This window comes from Streptomyces sp. NPDC056948 (assembly GCF_042674225.1).
GTDB classification, from domain to species: Bacteria; Actinomycetota; Actinomycetes; order Streptomycetales; family Streptomycetaceae; genus Streptomyces; species Streptomyces purpurascens.
Window position 1 is genome coordinate 26,592 of sequence record NZ_JBHUQX010000024.1, and the last position, 13,243, is coordinate 39,834.

At 70.8% G+C, this 13,243-nt stretch carries 14 protein-coding genes; 6 read left to right on the forward strand and 8 right to left on the reverse strand.

Annotation, left to right across the window (positions count from 1 at the left end; genetic code table 11):
* Positions 1-32: 32 nt before the first annotated feature.
* Positions 33-638 carry a rhomboid family intramembrane serine protease gene (locus ACFTZL_RS05350; protein WP_382578522.1) on the forward strand — a complete coding sequence of 202 codons (606 nt, stop codon included), beginning with the start codon at positions 33-35 and terminating at the stop codon, positions 636-638.
* 13 nt (positions 639-651) lie between these two features.
* On the opposite strand, the gene ACFTZL_RS05355 is transcribed toward ACFTZL_RS05350, so the two are convergent.
* From ACFTZL_RS05355 to ACFTZL_RS05365, 3 genes are all read right to left on the reverse strand, one after another.
* Positions 652-957 (reverse strand): SH3 domain-containing protein, encoded by a 306-nt coding sequence (locus tag ACFTZL_RS05355; protein WP_382578524.1) that lies wholly within the window; start codon positions 955-957, stop codon positions 652-654.
* A 112-nt stretch (positions 958-1,069) separates the two neighbouring features.
* Complete coding sequence (gene mqnP / locus ACFTZL_RS05360) at positions 1,070-1,972, reverse strand: menaquinone biosynthesis prenyltransferase MqnP (protein ID WP_382578526.1); 903 nt, start codon at positions 1,970-1,972, stop codon at positions 1,070-1,072.
* Positions 1,969-3,420, reverse strand: coding sequence for a menaquinone biosynthesis decarboxylase (locus tag ACFTZL_RS05365; protein ID WP_382578528.1), 1,452 nt, complete (start codon positions 3,418-3,420; stop codon positions 1,969-1,971). The genes mqnP and ACFTZL_RS05365 overlap by 4 nt, the downstream gene beginning before the upstream one ends.
* A 67-nt stretch (positions 3,421-3,487) precedes the next feature.
* Here ACFTZL_RS05365 and ACFTZL_RS05370 point away from each other — a divergent pair, with 67 nt between their 5' ends.
* Positions 3,488-3,805, forward strand: a complete 318-nt coding sequence (locus ACFTZL_RS05370; RefSeq protein WP_382578529.1) for a PLD nuclease N-terminal domain-containing protein — start codon at positions 3,488-3,490, stop codon at positions 3,803-3,805.
* Positions 3,806-3,820: 15 nt separating this feature from the next.
* Here the strand turns inward: ACFTZL_RS05370 and ACFTZL_RS05375 are convergent, their stop codons facing one another.
* From ACFTZL_RS05375 to ACFTZL_RS05385, 3 genes are read right to left on the reverse strand one after another with little or no spacing between them, the layout of a single operon-like run.
* Positions 3,821-5,524, reverse strand: a complete 1,704-nt coding sequence (locus ACFTZL_RS05375; RefSeq protein WP_382578532.1) for a LamG-like jellyroll fold domain-containing protein — start codon at positions 5,522-5,524, stop codon at positions 3,821-3,823.
* Complete coding sequence (locus ACFTZL_RS05380) at positions 5,512-5,625, reverse strand: DUF397 domain-containing protein (protein ID WP_382578552.1); 114 nt, start codon at positions 5,623-5,625, stop codon at positions 5,512-5,514. Before ACFTZL_RS05380 ends, ACFTZL_RS05375 begins: the two co-directional genes overlap by 13 nt.
* On the reverse strand, positions 5,573-6,532 hold the full coding sequence (locus ACFTZL_RS05385; protein WP_382578534.1) for a Scr1 family TA system antitoxin-like transcriptional regulator: 960 nt from the start codon (positions 6,530-6,532) through the stop codon (positions 5,573-5,575). Before ACFTZL_RS05385 ends, ACFTZL_RS05380 begins: the two co-directional genes overlap by 53 nt.
* A gap of 104 nt (positions 6,533-6,636) precedes the next feature.
* Between ACFTZL_RS05385 and ACFTZL_RS05390 the strand changes: the two genes are divergently transcribed.
* The gene (locus tag ACFTZL_RS05390; RefSeq protein ID WP_382578537.1) at positions 6,637-7,146 is read left to right on the forward strand and encodes a hypothetical protein; all 510 of its coding nucleotides are present in this window, start codon (positions 6,637-6,639) and stop codon (positions 7,144-7,146) included.
* On the opposite strand, the gene uvrA is transcribed toward ACFTZL_RS05390, so the two are convergent.
* On the reverse strand, positions 7,119-9,578 hold the full coding sequence (uvrA, locus tag ACFTZL_RS05395) for an excinuclease ABC subunit UvrA (RefSeq protein WP_382578539.1): 2,460 nt from the start codon (positions 9,576-9,578) through the stop codon (positions 7,119-7,121). The two genes, ACFTZL_RS05390 and uvrA, sit on opposite strands and share 28 nt — an antisense overlap.
* 82 nt (positions 9,579-9,660) lie before the next feature.
* Between uvrA and ACFTZL_RS05400 the strand changes: the two genes are divergently transcribed.
* A complete protein-coding gene (locus ACFTZL_RS05400) occupies positions 9,661-10,425 on the forward strand; it encodes a MerR family transcriptional regulator (protein ID WP_382578542.1) in 765 nt (254 codons plus the stop codon).
* Here ACFTZL_RS05400 and ACFTZL_RS05405 read toward each other — a convergent pair.
* The gene (locus ACFTZL_RS05405) at positions 10,364-11,131 is read right to left on the reverse strand and encodes a CDP-alcohol phosphatidyltransferase family protein (protein ID WP_382578544.1); all 768 of its coding nucleotides are present in this window, start codon (positions 11,129-11,131) and stop codon (positions 10,364-10,366) included. The two genes, ACFTZL_RS05400 and ACFTZL_RS05405, sit on opposite strands and share 62 nt — an antisense overlap.
* Positions 11,132-11,237: 106 nt before the next feature.
* Between ACFTZL_RS05405 and ACFTZL_RS05410 the strand changes: the two genes are divergently transcribed.
* Together ACFTZL_RS05410 and ACFTZL_RS05415 are read left to right on the forward strand one after the other, a co-directional pair.
* Positions 11,238-11,690 (forward strand): nucleoside deaminase, encoded by a 453-nt coding sequence (locus ACFTZL_RS05410; protein ID WP_382578554.1) that lies wholly within the window; start codon positions 11,238-11,240, stop codon positions 11,688-11,690.
* A gap of 135 nt (positions 11,691-11,825) precedes the next feature.
* Positions 11,826-13,235, forward strand: coding sequence for a condensation domain-containing protein (locus tag ACFTZL_RS05415; protein ID WP_382578546.1), 1,410 nt, complete (start codon positions 11,826-11,828; stop codon positions 13,233-13,235).
* The last annotated feature ends 8 nt before the right edge of the window (positions 13,236-13,243 follow it).

The window sequence follows — 13,243 nt, forward strand, 5'->3', positions numbered from 1 at the left end:
CCTAGGGAGATGAGCGAGCACTGGGGGTCGCCATGTCGAGTCTGGAAGCCGGGCGGTCTCGCGGCGATCGCGTGATGGCCGCGGGCAAGCTGATGCTGGCCTGGGTGGCGCTGTTGTGGCTGCTGGAAGTGGTGGACGTGGCGACCGGCCACGCGCTGGACGGCTTCGGCGTCACCCCGCGCGAACCGTCCGAGCTGGTGGACGTCGTCCCCTCGGCGTTCATCCACTTCGGCTTCGCCCATCTGGCCGCGAACACGATTCCGCTGCTGGTGCTCGGCTTCCTGGCCGCACTCGCGGGACTACGCCGTTTCCTGCTGGTCTGCGCGCTGATCATCCTGGTCGACGGCCTGGGCGTCTGGCTGATATCCCCGCCGCACACCAACACCGCGGGAGCCTCCGGCCTGATCTTCGGCCTCTTCGGCTTCCTCCTGGTCACCGGCTTCCTCGAACGCCGCCCCCTGGGCATCCTGACCGGCATCCTGATCGCCGCGATCTGGGGCGGCTCCATCCTGACCGGCCTGGCCCCTACCCAGTCGGGCGTGAGCTGGCAGGGCCACCTCCTGGGCCTGCTGGCCGGTGTGGCGGCGGCGTTCGCGTTCCGCCGCCACCCGGAGTCGGGCCGAGCGCTCACGCCCTAGCGGGCGGTCGGTTCTACTTCATGCAGGCGGCGACGATGTAGCCCTTGACGCCCTTGTACGTGACCGGGTACCAGATCTTCTCCGTGACACCGCAAGCGGTGTACTTCCCGCCGACCACGTAGCTGACGTCGTCGTACGAGACGGTCGTGCCCTTGGGGATGACGCCCCGGGCCGTGGAGCTGCTGGTCGCCTTCGCCCTCAGCGTGACCGAGTCCAGCATCTTGGCCTTCGCCGGAGCCGCCGTGGCCGCCGGAGCCACGCCGGCGACGACACCGCCCACCAACGCGGCAACGGTCACGACGCGTGCAAGCTTCTTCACTTATGTCCCCGTTTTCTCACTGAAATGCTTCAACTGCCGCGCAGACGATAGCAATTGACGATCATGAGGCACCGCCGAGAACCCGCGCCCACACGGGCTCGGCACAAGCCCTCTACACCGTCAGCCCACGCACCAGCAGATCCAGCAGCGCACACACGAACAGGGCGATCCCGATGAAGCCGTTGACGCTGAAGAACGCCCTGTTCACTCGGGACAGGTCGTGCGGGCGGACGATCGAGTGTTCGTAGAGGAACGCGCCCGCGACGATCAGCAGGCCCAGCCAGAAGAAGGCGCCGGCGTCGGTGGCCAGGGCGTACCAGACGAAGAGGGCCGTCGTCAGGGCGTGGCAGACCCGCGCTCCCCAGACCGCCGTCGGGATGCCGAAGCGGGCCGGGACGGACAGGACGCCGATCTCGCGGTCGGTCTCGACGTCCTGGCAGGCGTAGATCAGGTCGAAGCCGCCGATCCAGATGCCGACGGCGAGGCCGAGGACGACCGCGTCCCAGGACCAGGTGCCGGTGATGGCGAGCCAGCCGCCGACCGGGCCCATCGCCTGGGCGAGACCGAGGATGGCCTGGGGGAAGTTCGTGAAGCGCTTGCCGTAGGGGTAGACCACCATCGGGATCACCGCGATGGGGGCCAGGGCCAGGCAGAGGGGGTTGAGCAGGGCCGCCGCGCCGAGGAAGACGACGAGGGCGACGAGCGCGCCCGTCCAGGCGTGCTTCACCGACATCGCGCCCGTCACCAGCTCGCGCTGCGCCGTACGCGGGTTACGGGCGTCGATCTCCCGGTCGATGATCCGGTTGACCGCCATGGCGAAGGTACGCAGCCCCACCATGCAGACGGTGACCAGCAGCAGCCGCCCCCAGTGGATGTTCCGGTCGAGCTGGAACATCGCGGAGAGCGCGGCGATATAGGCGAAGGGCAGGGCGAAGACCGAGTGCTCGATCATCACCAGGCGCAGGAACGCCTTCGTGCGTCCCGGCTGGGGGATCGCGGCGGATGCGGAGCTCACAGCCCGTACTCCTTCCACCGGCGGTCCACCTTCGCCGCCGTCTCCGGGTCGGACTCCACCATGTCGGGCCAGCCGCCGTCGCGGGTGTAGCCCTCCTCGGGCCACTTCTTCGTCGCGTCGATGCCCGCCTTGCCGCCCCAGAACTGCTGGTAGGAGGCATGGTCGAGGTGGTCGACGGGGCCCTCGACGATCGACAGGTCGCGGGCGTAGTCCGTGTTGCCGAGGGCCCGCCAGGCGACCTCGTGCAGATCGTGGACGTCGCAGTCGGAGTCGACGACCACGATCAGCTTGGTCAGCGACATCATGTGCGCGCCCCAGACGGCGTGCATGACCTTCTGCGCGTGCTTCGGGTACTTCTTGTCGATCGAGACGATCGCGCAGTTGTGGAAACCGCCCGCCTCCGGCAGGTGGTAGTCCACGATGTCCGGGATGATGATCTTCAGGAGCGGGAGGAAGAAGCGTTCCGTCGCGCGGCCCAGGGGGCCGTCCTCCGTCGGGGGCCTGCCGACGACGATCGACTGGAGCAGCGGCCGCTTCCGCATCGTCACGCAGTCGATCTTCAACGCGGGGAAAGGCTCCTGCGGGGTGTAGAAGCCGGTGTGGTCCCCGAAGGGACCCTCGGGCAGCATCTCGCCGGGCTCCAGCCAGCCCTCGATGACGACCTCCGCCTGCGCCGGCACCTGGAGCGGCACGGTCTTGCAGTCGACCATCTCGATCCGCTTGCCCGCGAGGAACCCGGCGAACAGGTACTCGTCGATGTCCCCGGGCAGCGGGGCCGTGGACGCGTACGTCACGGCGGGCGGACAGCCGAAGGCGATGGCGACCGGTAGCCGCTCACCCCGGCGCGCCGCCACCTGGTAGTGGTTGCGGCTGTCCTTGTGGATCTGCCAGTGCATGCCGATCGTGCGCTTGTCGTGGCGCTGCAGGCGGTAAAGACCGAGGTTGCGGACGCCGCTCTCCGGGTCCTTGGTGTGGGTGAGCCCCAGATTGAAGAAGGAGCCGCCGTCCTTCGGCCAGGTGAACAGGGCCGGGAGCTGGTCCAGGTCGACGTCGTCGCCGGTGAGGACGACCTCGTGCACCGGTCCGTCCTTGACCTTCTTCGGTGGGACGTGAGTCATCGAGCCGAGCTTGCCGAAGGCCTCGCGCACGCCGACGAACCCGTGCGGCAGCTCGGGCTTCAACAGCCCGCCGATCCGCTCGGAGATCTCGTCGTAAGACTTCAGCTCCAGGGCCTTCAGCAGCCGCCGGTCCGTGCCGAACACGTTCATCGCGAGCGGCATGCCCGAACCGCGCACGTTCTCGAAGAGCAGCGCGGGGCCGCCGGCCTTCTGCACCCGGTCGACGATCTCCCCGATCTCCAGATACGGATCCACCTCGGCCTTGATGCGCTTGAGGTCGCCCTCGCGCTCCAGCGCCCTGAGCAGGGAGCGAAGATCGTCGTAAGCCATGCGGTCCAGTATCCCCGAGCGGCTACCCTGGCCCTGAACCGCCCACCCGCTTTCGCTGAGAGGCCGCATGCTCCGGGTACTTATGTTCCTCGTGCCGCTGGCGCTGAGCGTGTACGCGTTCATCGACTGCATCAGCACGAAGGACGACGACATCCGTCACATGCCCAAGCCGATTTGGGCACTCCTCGTGCTGGTCTTCCCGCTCGTGGGTTCGATCTCCTGGCTCATCGCCGGCAAGAAGCGCCGCCCGGCCGCCGAGGGCTGGTCCGGCGTCCGGGGCAGCCGCTCCCAACAGTGGGTCGCGCCCGACGACAACCCCGACTTCCTCAAGTCCCTCGATGAGGACCCGAAGAAGGACGACGACCCGAAGCGCGACGAGCCCTGACCGTCGCCGTGCCGCCTACACCAGCGCCTTGATCCGGGCACTGGTGAGGGCCCGGTCGAAGACGCGTACGTCCCTGATCGCGCCGGGGAAGAAGTCGCTGGGCCGTCCCTCGTAGGTGGCGCGGCCGATCATCAGCCCGCCGGGTGCGGGCAGCGGCCGGGTGTCACGGGTCTCCGCCTGCTGCACGCCGTCGACGTAGAGCCGCAGCTTGCGTCCGGCCCCGTCGCAGACGCCCACCAGGTGCGTCCAGGTGTTCACGGCGGGCACGGAGTACCCCACGGCGCGCTGTCCGGGCCGGGCGAAGGCCCAGCGCTGCTCCTCGCTGGAGTACTGGAGGTAGAAGCCGCTGGCGTCACCGGCCTCCTGGCTGACGACGGTGGCGAAGGTGCCCGGCTCGGTGGCGAGACGCACCCAGGCCGCGACCGTGAAGCTGCGTCCGGCACCGGTCCGCAGCACGGGCACCTCGGTGACGATCTGGCTCCCGTTCCCGTCGAACTCGGCGGCCCCCTCGCCACCCGCCCGCCACCTGACCCCGCTCGCGGTGCCGTCGTTGTCACCGGCGGTGTCCCGGGCGAGCGCCCCGGAGGCCTCGTCGAGCGGCCAGACGCCGATCGGCGGGGCGGGGACGGAGGGTGCGGCACCGGCGGGCGGCTGCGCGTCCGGGGCGTCGCCCGCGGACCGGTTGAACCAGACACCGGCACCGACGCCGAGCGCGGCGACCGCCCCGGCGCCGGACAGCAGGAACGCGCGGCGGCTACGACCGGCGGGTGCCGGAGTGGGAGCGACCTCAGTGGCCTGCCGTACCGGCTGGGGCGGGACTGCCTTACGCGTGGGCCCGGGCGGGCCGGTCACCCGGGTGCGGTCGGTGGTGTTCGGCCCCGAATTGATGCGCGGCAGGGCCATCGTGCTTTCGGCGTCGGCCGGGCCGATCCGGGCGAGGATGTCGCGCGGCGTGGGACGGTCGGCGGGGTCCTTCGCCAGGCACGCGGCGATCAGGGCCCGCAGCGCCGGATCCCCGACGGCGGTGACATCGGGCTCGTTGTGTACGACCCGGTAGAGCAGGGCGGGAGTGGGTCCGGCGCCGAACGGGTTGCCGCCGGTCGCCGTGAAGGCCAGGACCGCGCCCAGGCAGAAGATGTCACTGGCCGGGGTGATCTCGTCGCCGCTGACCTGCTCCGGCGCCATGAACCCGGGCGAGCCCGCCATGTGCCCGGTCCCGGTGATCGAGTCGCCCTCGACACTGCGCACGATCCCGAAGTCGATGACGCGCGGCCCGTCCTGAGCGAGCAGCACGTTGGACGGCTTGAGGTCACGGTGGACCAGGTTCACCGAGTGGATCGACACGAGCGCCTCGGCGAGCCCCGCGGCGAGGCGCCGTACGGCGTCCGTACCGAAGGGGCCCTGGTCTGCGACCGCCTGCTCCAGCGACGGCCCCGGGATGTAACTGGTGACCAGCCAGGGCAGCGGCGCGTCAGGGTCGGCGTCGATGACCGGGGCGGTGAACGCTCCGCTGACCAGCCTGGCCGCCTCGACCTCCCGGCGGAACCGGGACCGGAACTCGGGCCGGCGCACCAGCTCGGCGTGCACGACCTTGACGGCGACGTCCCGCCCACCCGGCGAACGCCCCAGATATACCAGGCCCATTCCTCCGGCGCCCAGCCGCCCCAGCAGTTGGTAGTCGCCTATGGAGCGCGGGTCTTCCGGCCTCAGCGAAGACACGAAGTGAACGCCGCCCAGGCTTCGCGGGACACGAGCAGCACGGCTCTGTCAGGGGATTTGCTGTCCCGGACTGGGACGGTGTTTTGGAAACCGGGGGCTATTTCTATGCAGTTGCCGCCGTTGTCGTCGCTGTAGCTGCTCTTGATCCAGGACGCCGCGCTGAGTCGGTAGCTGTCCATGCTGCTCGTACCTCTCCATCACGTCGCTGATCAGGGCGGCGGACTGCCGAGCTGACAAGATGTCTGCCCTGAGCACATCATAGGTGTGCGAATGCCGCGCATAGAGGGCCGGATCGTTGTTGAAGTGGCCACGGTCCAACGACTCCGAGTACACCCATCGCTCACCGGTCAGTTCGATCAGCGACATGGAACCTCTCGGACGTACGAGCCCGAAGAGGTCGGCCGGGGCGATCTGGACGCGGATGTTGGGGCGTTGCCCGACGCTCAGCAGGTGCGCGCACTGCTGCCGCATGACCGCCGGGCTTCCCATCGCGTTGCGCAGGCAGCTTTCGTCCAGGATGGCGACGTACAGCGGGCCCTCGTCAGCCAGGAAGCGTTGCTGTCGGCTCATGCGCGCACGGACGCGTGACTCGATTTCGTGCGCGTCCGAACGGCGGCGACTGAACAGCGCCTGCGCGTACTCAGGGGTCTGCAACAGGCCCGGGATCACCCGCTCCTGGTACTCCCGCAACGCCACGGCCACCTCGTCCATCTCGGCCCGCCGCCGGAACCAATCAGGATGCTCCACCTGCGGATACCAGTCGATCCGGCCCCACAACCGCAGCAACACCCCACCCGTGCCCAGCAGTTCATCGCAGGTCTTCGCGAAACCGTCCGTCGGGACCCTCGTCCCCGCCTCCACACGAGCCACGTGCGAGCGGTCGCACGGGATACGGCCCGCCAAGCCCTCCTGCGTGAGCAACGCGGCCTCGCGGAAATGCTTGAGCACCTCCCCGAACACCGCCGCCGTGCTCACCCCCGACCCGGCGCTGCCATTCCGTCGACTCACGGCTCCCCCTCCGTGACAGTGCACCACCCGCACGCCCGAAACATTGATCCGGCCCATTCCCCTGCGCAACGCTCGATACACCCAGAGTTACGGAGGAGCGCGAAATGAACCAGCCCGACCCCGCACGGATCCGCGTGGCCACCCAGGAGGAACGGATCAGTGCGGGCGTACGCGCGGCCAACGACCGTTCCAGGGAAGGCAGGGAGGGGATGCCGGTCGATCCGAGCCGACCACCCGTACCGGTGCCCGGGTGCGCGGCCTGCGAGGAACTCGCCGCCCGGCGGGACAGGGCGCGGGCGGCGTTCGACGGAAGTGCCGTGACGGACGCGAACGTGCTGCTGCGCCAGCACCAACGCGAGGAGCACGGTGGGGAATCGGCAGGGCGCAGGCTCTTCCGGTACGTCCCGTACACAATCGTCCAGGACGCCTCCGCCCTGCCCGAGTACCAGGCGTACTGCGTCTCCGGGGAGGAGACCGACTGCGGGGCGAGCTCAGGGCCCTGCACGGCCCCCGGCGAGGTCGAGGAGTGGCAGCGCAGGCACACCCAGGAGACCCGGCACCTGCGCTACCGCCGCAGCTTCGCGGACTACGCCGTACTGGAGAGGCAGGGCTGACCCGGAGTGCCCTCCGCCACGACCCGGCCCCCACCGGCCCCGCCGACCGGCCCCAGGTCGATCAGCCAGTCGGAGGCGTGGATGACGTCGAGGTTGTGCTCGATGGTGACGACGGAGTGGCCGGCGTCGACGAGGCGTTGGAGGACGGCGAGGAGGCGGGCGGTGTCGGCGGCGTGCAGGCCGGTGGTGGGCTCGTCGAGGAGGTAGAGGGTGCGGCCCGTGGTGCGGCGGCCCAGCTCCTTGGCCAGTTTGAGGCGTTGGGCCTCTCCGCCGGAGAGGGTGGTGGCGGGCTGGCCCAGGGGAAGGTAGCCGAGGCCCACGTCCACCATGCGCCGGAGCCTGGAGGCGACCGCCGGGACGCCCGCGAAGGCCGTCAGCGCCTCGTCCACCGTCGCCGCGAGGAGCTCGGCGATGTCGTGGCCCTCGTAGCGCACGGCCAGCACCTCGGGCCGGAAGCGGCGCCCCTTGCAGGCGGGGCAGCGCACCTCCACGGCCGGGAGGAAGTGCATGTGGACGGTGAGCACACCGGCGCCCTCGCAGCGTTCACAGCGGCCTCCGGGGACGTTGAAGGAGAAGTGGCCGGGTGTGAGGGCACCCTTGGAGTGGGCCGCGTAGGTCTCCCGGACGGGGGTGAAGACGTCGGAGTACGTCGCCGCGTTGGAGCGCGGAACCCGGCCGATCGGCTCCTGGTCGATGAGGACCGCCTTGGACAGGTGCTCCCAGCCGTCGATGGAGTCGTGCTCGCCCGGCCGCTCCCCGGCACCATGGAAGTGGCGGCGGGCGGCCCGGCCCAGGACGTCCAGGATCAGCGTCGACTTGCCCGAGCCGGACGGGCCGGTGACCGTGACCAGGCGGCCGAGCGGAATCCGGGCGGTGATGTCCTTGAGGTTGTGCGCCCGGGCGCCGTGGATGACCAGCGCCTCGTCGGCGTCCGCCCGGCCCCGCGACGCCGGAGCGGGCAGCCGGCCCGACAGATACGCCCCGGTCGTCGAGCCCTCGGTGCGCGCCACTTCCGCCGGCGTGCCCTGGGCGACGATCCGGCCGCCGTCGCGGCCCGCCCCCGGGCCGACGTCCACGACGTGGTCCGCCGACCGCAGCACATCCAGGTCGTGCTCGATGACCAGGACCGTGTTGCCGAGGTCGCGGAGCCTGCGCAGGACGTCGATCAGGCGGGCGGTGTCCGAGGGGTGCAGTCCGATCGTCGGCTCGTCGAGGACGTAGAGGACACCCGTGAGGCCCGAACCCAGCAGGGCGGCCAGCCGCAGTCGCTGGGTCTCGCCCGCCGACAGGCTGGGCGTGGCCTGGCCGAGGGTGAGGTAGCCGACGCCGACGTCGACCAGCCGCCGCACCCGCTCCTCCAGGTCGGCGACGACCGGTTCCACGAGCAGCCACTCGTCCCCGCCGGACCGCTCCCGCAGACCGGCCAGCCAGGTGTCGAGGTCGGCCAGGGGAAGCCGGGCGGCCTCGACGATGGTGTGTCCGTGGACGGTCACCGCCCGGCTCTCCGGCCGCAGCCGGGTCCCGCCGCACTCCCCGCAGGGCTGTTTCAGCAGACCCTGCTGTTCGGCCCGTTCGCGGTACCCGGGGTCGTCGGCACGGTCGTTGTAGCGGCGCAGCAGCGCCGTCGCGACCCCTTCGAAGCGGCCCCCCGACACGGTCGCCGGCGGATCGGTGTTCGGGAAGTGCCGTCGGAACTCGGGGCTTTCGACGCCGTGGAGCAGCAGGTCCCTCGGGATGTCGCCCAGTTCGTCGACCGGGGCGTCCGCGTCGAAGGTGAAGCCGTAGTGGCCGGCGGCGGCCCGCAGGACGGGGAGGCTCCAGTCGGTGTACTTCGCGTTCCAGCCCGTCACCGCGCCCTGGGCGACCGACTTCCCGCCTTCGACCAGGCGCCGTACGTCGGGCCGGATCACCTCGCCCAGCCCGGTGCAGGCCGGGCAGGCTCCGGCGGGCTTGTTGAACGAGAAGGAGCCCATCACGAGTTCGGGCACGGGCGTGCCGCAGTGCGGGCAGGGCCGCTGCTCCGCCTCGGCGTCCTCGTCGCCCTCGGCGTACGACGGCGGGATGTCCTTCCCGCAGTCCGGGCACGGCCGTACTCCGATGCGCGACCACAGCAGCCGCAGATACGTGAACACCTCCGTCACCGTGCCGACCGTGGAGCGGGGGCTGCGGTTGGTGAGGTGCTGGTCGACGCTGATGGACGGGGACAGGCCGGTGATCGAGTCGACGGCGGGCTTGCTGACGAAGCCGGTGACCATGCCCAGCGACTCCATGTACTGCCGCTGGCCCTCCCGGTGGAGGGTGTCGAAGGCGAGGGTGGACTTGCCGGAGCCGGACAGGCCGGTCAGGACGACCAGCTTGTTCTTCGGGAGGGAGAGGGAGACGTTCCTGAGGTTGTGGAGCCGGGCGCCGGTGACGCGGATGAAGGAGTCCATTCCTTCAAGTCTTCCATTGAAGTGCGGAGTTGAGACTTTCGAGCGGTACGGCGTGATGCTCACTGCCGTAACCTTCAAATCGATGACGAACGAACGCCGGCTCCGGCCCGTCGACCTGGCCCGGTCCGCCGGTGTCTCGACGCAGCAGATCCGCAACTACGAGGACGCCGGTGTGCTCCCGCCGGCCGCCCGGACCGCGTCCGGCTACCGCGCCTTCACCGAGGTGCACCGCGGCGCGCTGCTGGCGTACCGGACCCTGATGCGGGGCTACGGGCCGGTGCCGGCGACGCGGATCATGCGGACCCTGCACGAGGGGGACGTCCCGGGCGCGCTCGCGCTGGTCGACGCCGCGCATGCCGCCCTGCACGAGGAGCGCGTCTCACTGCGGGCGGCGAGCGAGGCCCTGGAACTGCTGGCGGCCGAGCCCCCCGCCCCGCTCCCCCGGTCCGGCGGGCTGCGCATCGGGGAGGTGGCCGCGCTGCTGGGCGTACGGACCTCCGCGCTGCGGGTCTGGGAGGGAGCCGGGCTGCTCGCACCCCGGCGTGAGCGCGGCACGGGATACCGGGTCTACGAACCGGCCGACGTGCGGGACGCCCGGCTCGTGCACACCCTGCGCCGCAGTCACTATCTGTTCGACCAGATCCGGCCGGTGCTGGAGGGGTTGAGAAGGGAGGGCAGCAGCGATGCCCTGCGCGCGGCCGTCGCGGCGCGCGGGGAGGCCCTGACCGCTCGGACCAGGACCATGATCGAGGGCTCCGGGGCCCTGCACACCTACCTCGACCGGCTCACCGGAGCCGGGACGACGACAGGATCGACAGCAGGTGGGCCGGGACCATCAGCCAGGTGATGACGGCCAGCGCGCCCAGTGCCCAGCGGGTCGGCTCGATGCCGCCGGACACCAGGTCGGCGACGGCCGCGACGAGCAGGACGAGGGACGCCTCGATGCCGTTGGTCACGCGGTGGATCTTGAAGGCGGCGGCGACCCGGCGGACCGTGGCCACGCCCTGCGAGCGCGGGCGGGTCGCCTCGTCGTCGACGACCATCAGCCCGCGCCGCGCCCGGGCGACGTCCACGAGGTCGGTGGAGGCCTTCAGCAGCACGACGCCGAGGGCGGTTGCGATGCCGATCGACAGCCAGCCGCCGACGCCCGACTCGGCCGCCCGGTAGCCGGCCCCGGCCATGAGCGCCGCGTCCGCGAGATAGGCGCCGAGGCGGTCGACGTAGATGCCGGCCGCGCTGTTCTGCCCCTTCCAGCGGGCCACTTCGCCGTCCACGCAGTCGAAGAGGAGGAAGAGCTGCATCAGGACGACGGCCAGGACCGCGCCCGTCAGGCCCGGGATCATCAGCGCGGCGCCGGACGCGACACCGCACACCACCATGGTCCAGGTGAGCTGGTCCGGGGTGACGGGCGTGCGCACGAGCTGCCGGGTCGTGTGCAGGGAGATCCGCCGCATGTAGAGCCGGCCCGCCCAGTGCTCGCCGTTGCGGCTCGCCAGCTTCGCGTACGGCTGGCAGACCTCCCGCAGCTCCTCCAGAACCGGCGCAGCACCCATGACCGTTCCTCCACACCCGGGGACTCAACTGCCGCCCGCGCGGCAATGATCGGGCCAGGTTACCGAGCGTCCTGTTCAGGTCATGAATGAGGTCATGAACGAGGTCATGGACCAGGCACAGGCACGCGCATGGCTCGCCACCGCCGTCGCGGAGGCCCGCGCCGGGCTCGCCGAGGGCGGCATCCCGATCGGCGCCGCCCTCTACGGCGCCGACGGCACCCTGCTGGGCCGCGGACACAACCGGCGCGTGCAGGACGACGACCCCAGCCTGCACGCGGAGACGGCCGCCTTCCGCGCGGCCGGGCGGCAGCGCTCGTACCGGGGCACGACGATGGTGACGACCCTGTCCCCCTGCTGGTACTGCTCCGGCCTGGTCCGGCAGTTCGGCATCTCCCGGGTCGTGATCGGCGAGGCGGCCACCTTCCACGGGGGTCACGACTGGCTCTCCGAACACGGTGTGGAGATCGTGTTGCTGGACGACGCGGAGTGCGCCGGCCTGATGCGGGACTTCATCGCGGTCAACCCGGCGCTGTGGAACGAGGACATCGGCGTCAACTGAATGCATCGTTCAGGGCTCGTATCGCCGTTCGAGATGCCATCCGTTCCATTGAAATGTGGCGAAACCCGGTGTCGCCGAGGGCAAGTTCGGCATTCCTTTGGTCGGGTCTATCCCACCTGCGAACGGAGACGCCCTGTGCGAATGACTGACATCCAGCGTTGCGAGGTGCGACCTGGGCGACTCGTCGAATGGACACTCAGTCCGGCGACCGTCGCGACGGCGAAGGCGCTGCCGGAGGACTCCAGGCCGCCGGCGTACATCCAGGAGTCGCACCTCCGGACGGCGCGGTCCGTGCGCGAGGACGGACTGTTCGTGCCGACCTGGCTGGGCGCGGCGTTCGACATCCCGGGGCGGGCCGATCTGGACGCGCTGGGCGAGGCGCTGCGCGGCTGGACCCTACGGCACGAGACCCTGCGCAGCGGCTTCCGCTGGGCGGGCGGTCCCGGCGACTCGATCCGCCGCTTTACGCTCGACGCCTCTTCGGTGTCCCTGCACCGCGAGGAGGCCGGCGACTTCACCGACCCGGCGGCCCTGGCCCAGCACCTCCAGGACCGCTTCGACACCACGGCTGACGCCCTGCGCTGGCCCAACCTCATCTACACGGCGGTGGTCCGGGACGACTGCACCAGCGTCTACATGGCGTTCGACCACAGCAATGTCGACGCCTACTCCATCCACCGCATCCCCGCCGAGATCCACGAGCTGTACGAGGCGGCCCGCGAAGGCGGCGAGGTGGCTGCGGCGCCGGAGCCGGAGCCGGTGGGCAGCTACGTCGACTTCTGCGAGGCCGAGCGGGCGGACGCCGACCGCATCGACGCGGACCACGACATCGTCGCCCGCTGGCGGGAGTTCATCCAACGCTGCGACGGACGGCTGCCGAGCTTCCCGATCGACCTCGGGCTGGATCCCGAGGGCGGGCTGCCCACGCAGAAGTTCATGCGCGAGATGCTGGTGGACGCGGACGCCGCCGCCGCGTTCGAGGCGTACTGCCGCCCGTACGGCGGGAGCCTCGTCGGGGTCCTCGCGGCCAGCGCCCTGATCGTCCACGAGATCGGCGGTGAGCCCGTCTACCGCACGGTCGTGCCGTTCCACACCCGGGTGAAGTCCCAGTGGTCGCAGTCGGTCGGCTGGTACGTGGGCGGCGCCCCGATCGAGATCCCCATGTCCGAGGCCCCCGACTTCCCGAGCGCCCTGCGCACCGTACGCGCCGCCCTCCAGGCCAACCGGCGGCTCGCCCGCATCCCCCTCGCCCGGGTCCTGCACCTCCTGGGCGCCGACTTCCGCCCCACCTCCCCCGACCTGTACTCGATCGTCTCCTTCGTCGACACCCGCGCCATCCCCGGCTCCGCCGACTGGACGGACCAGAACGCGTACGGGCTGCTCCGGGTGTCCTACGGCGACCAGGTGTGCGCCTGGATCACCCGGCTCCACGAGGGCCTGTGGTTCGCCAGCCGCTACCCGGACACGGACATCGCCCACAAGAACCTGCGGCTGTACGCGGAGCGGTTGCGGGACATCGTCACGAGCACGGCCGGCCGGCCATAGGAGGAGAC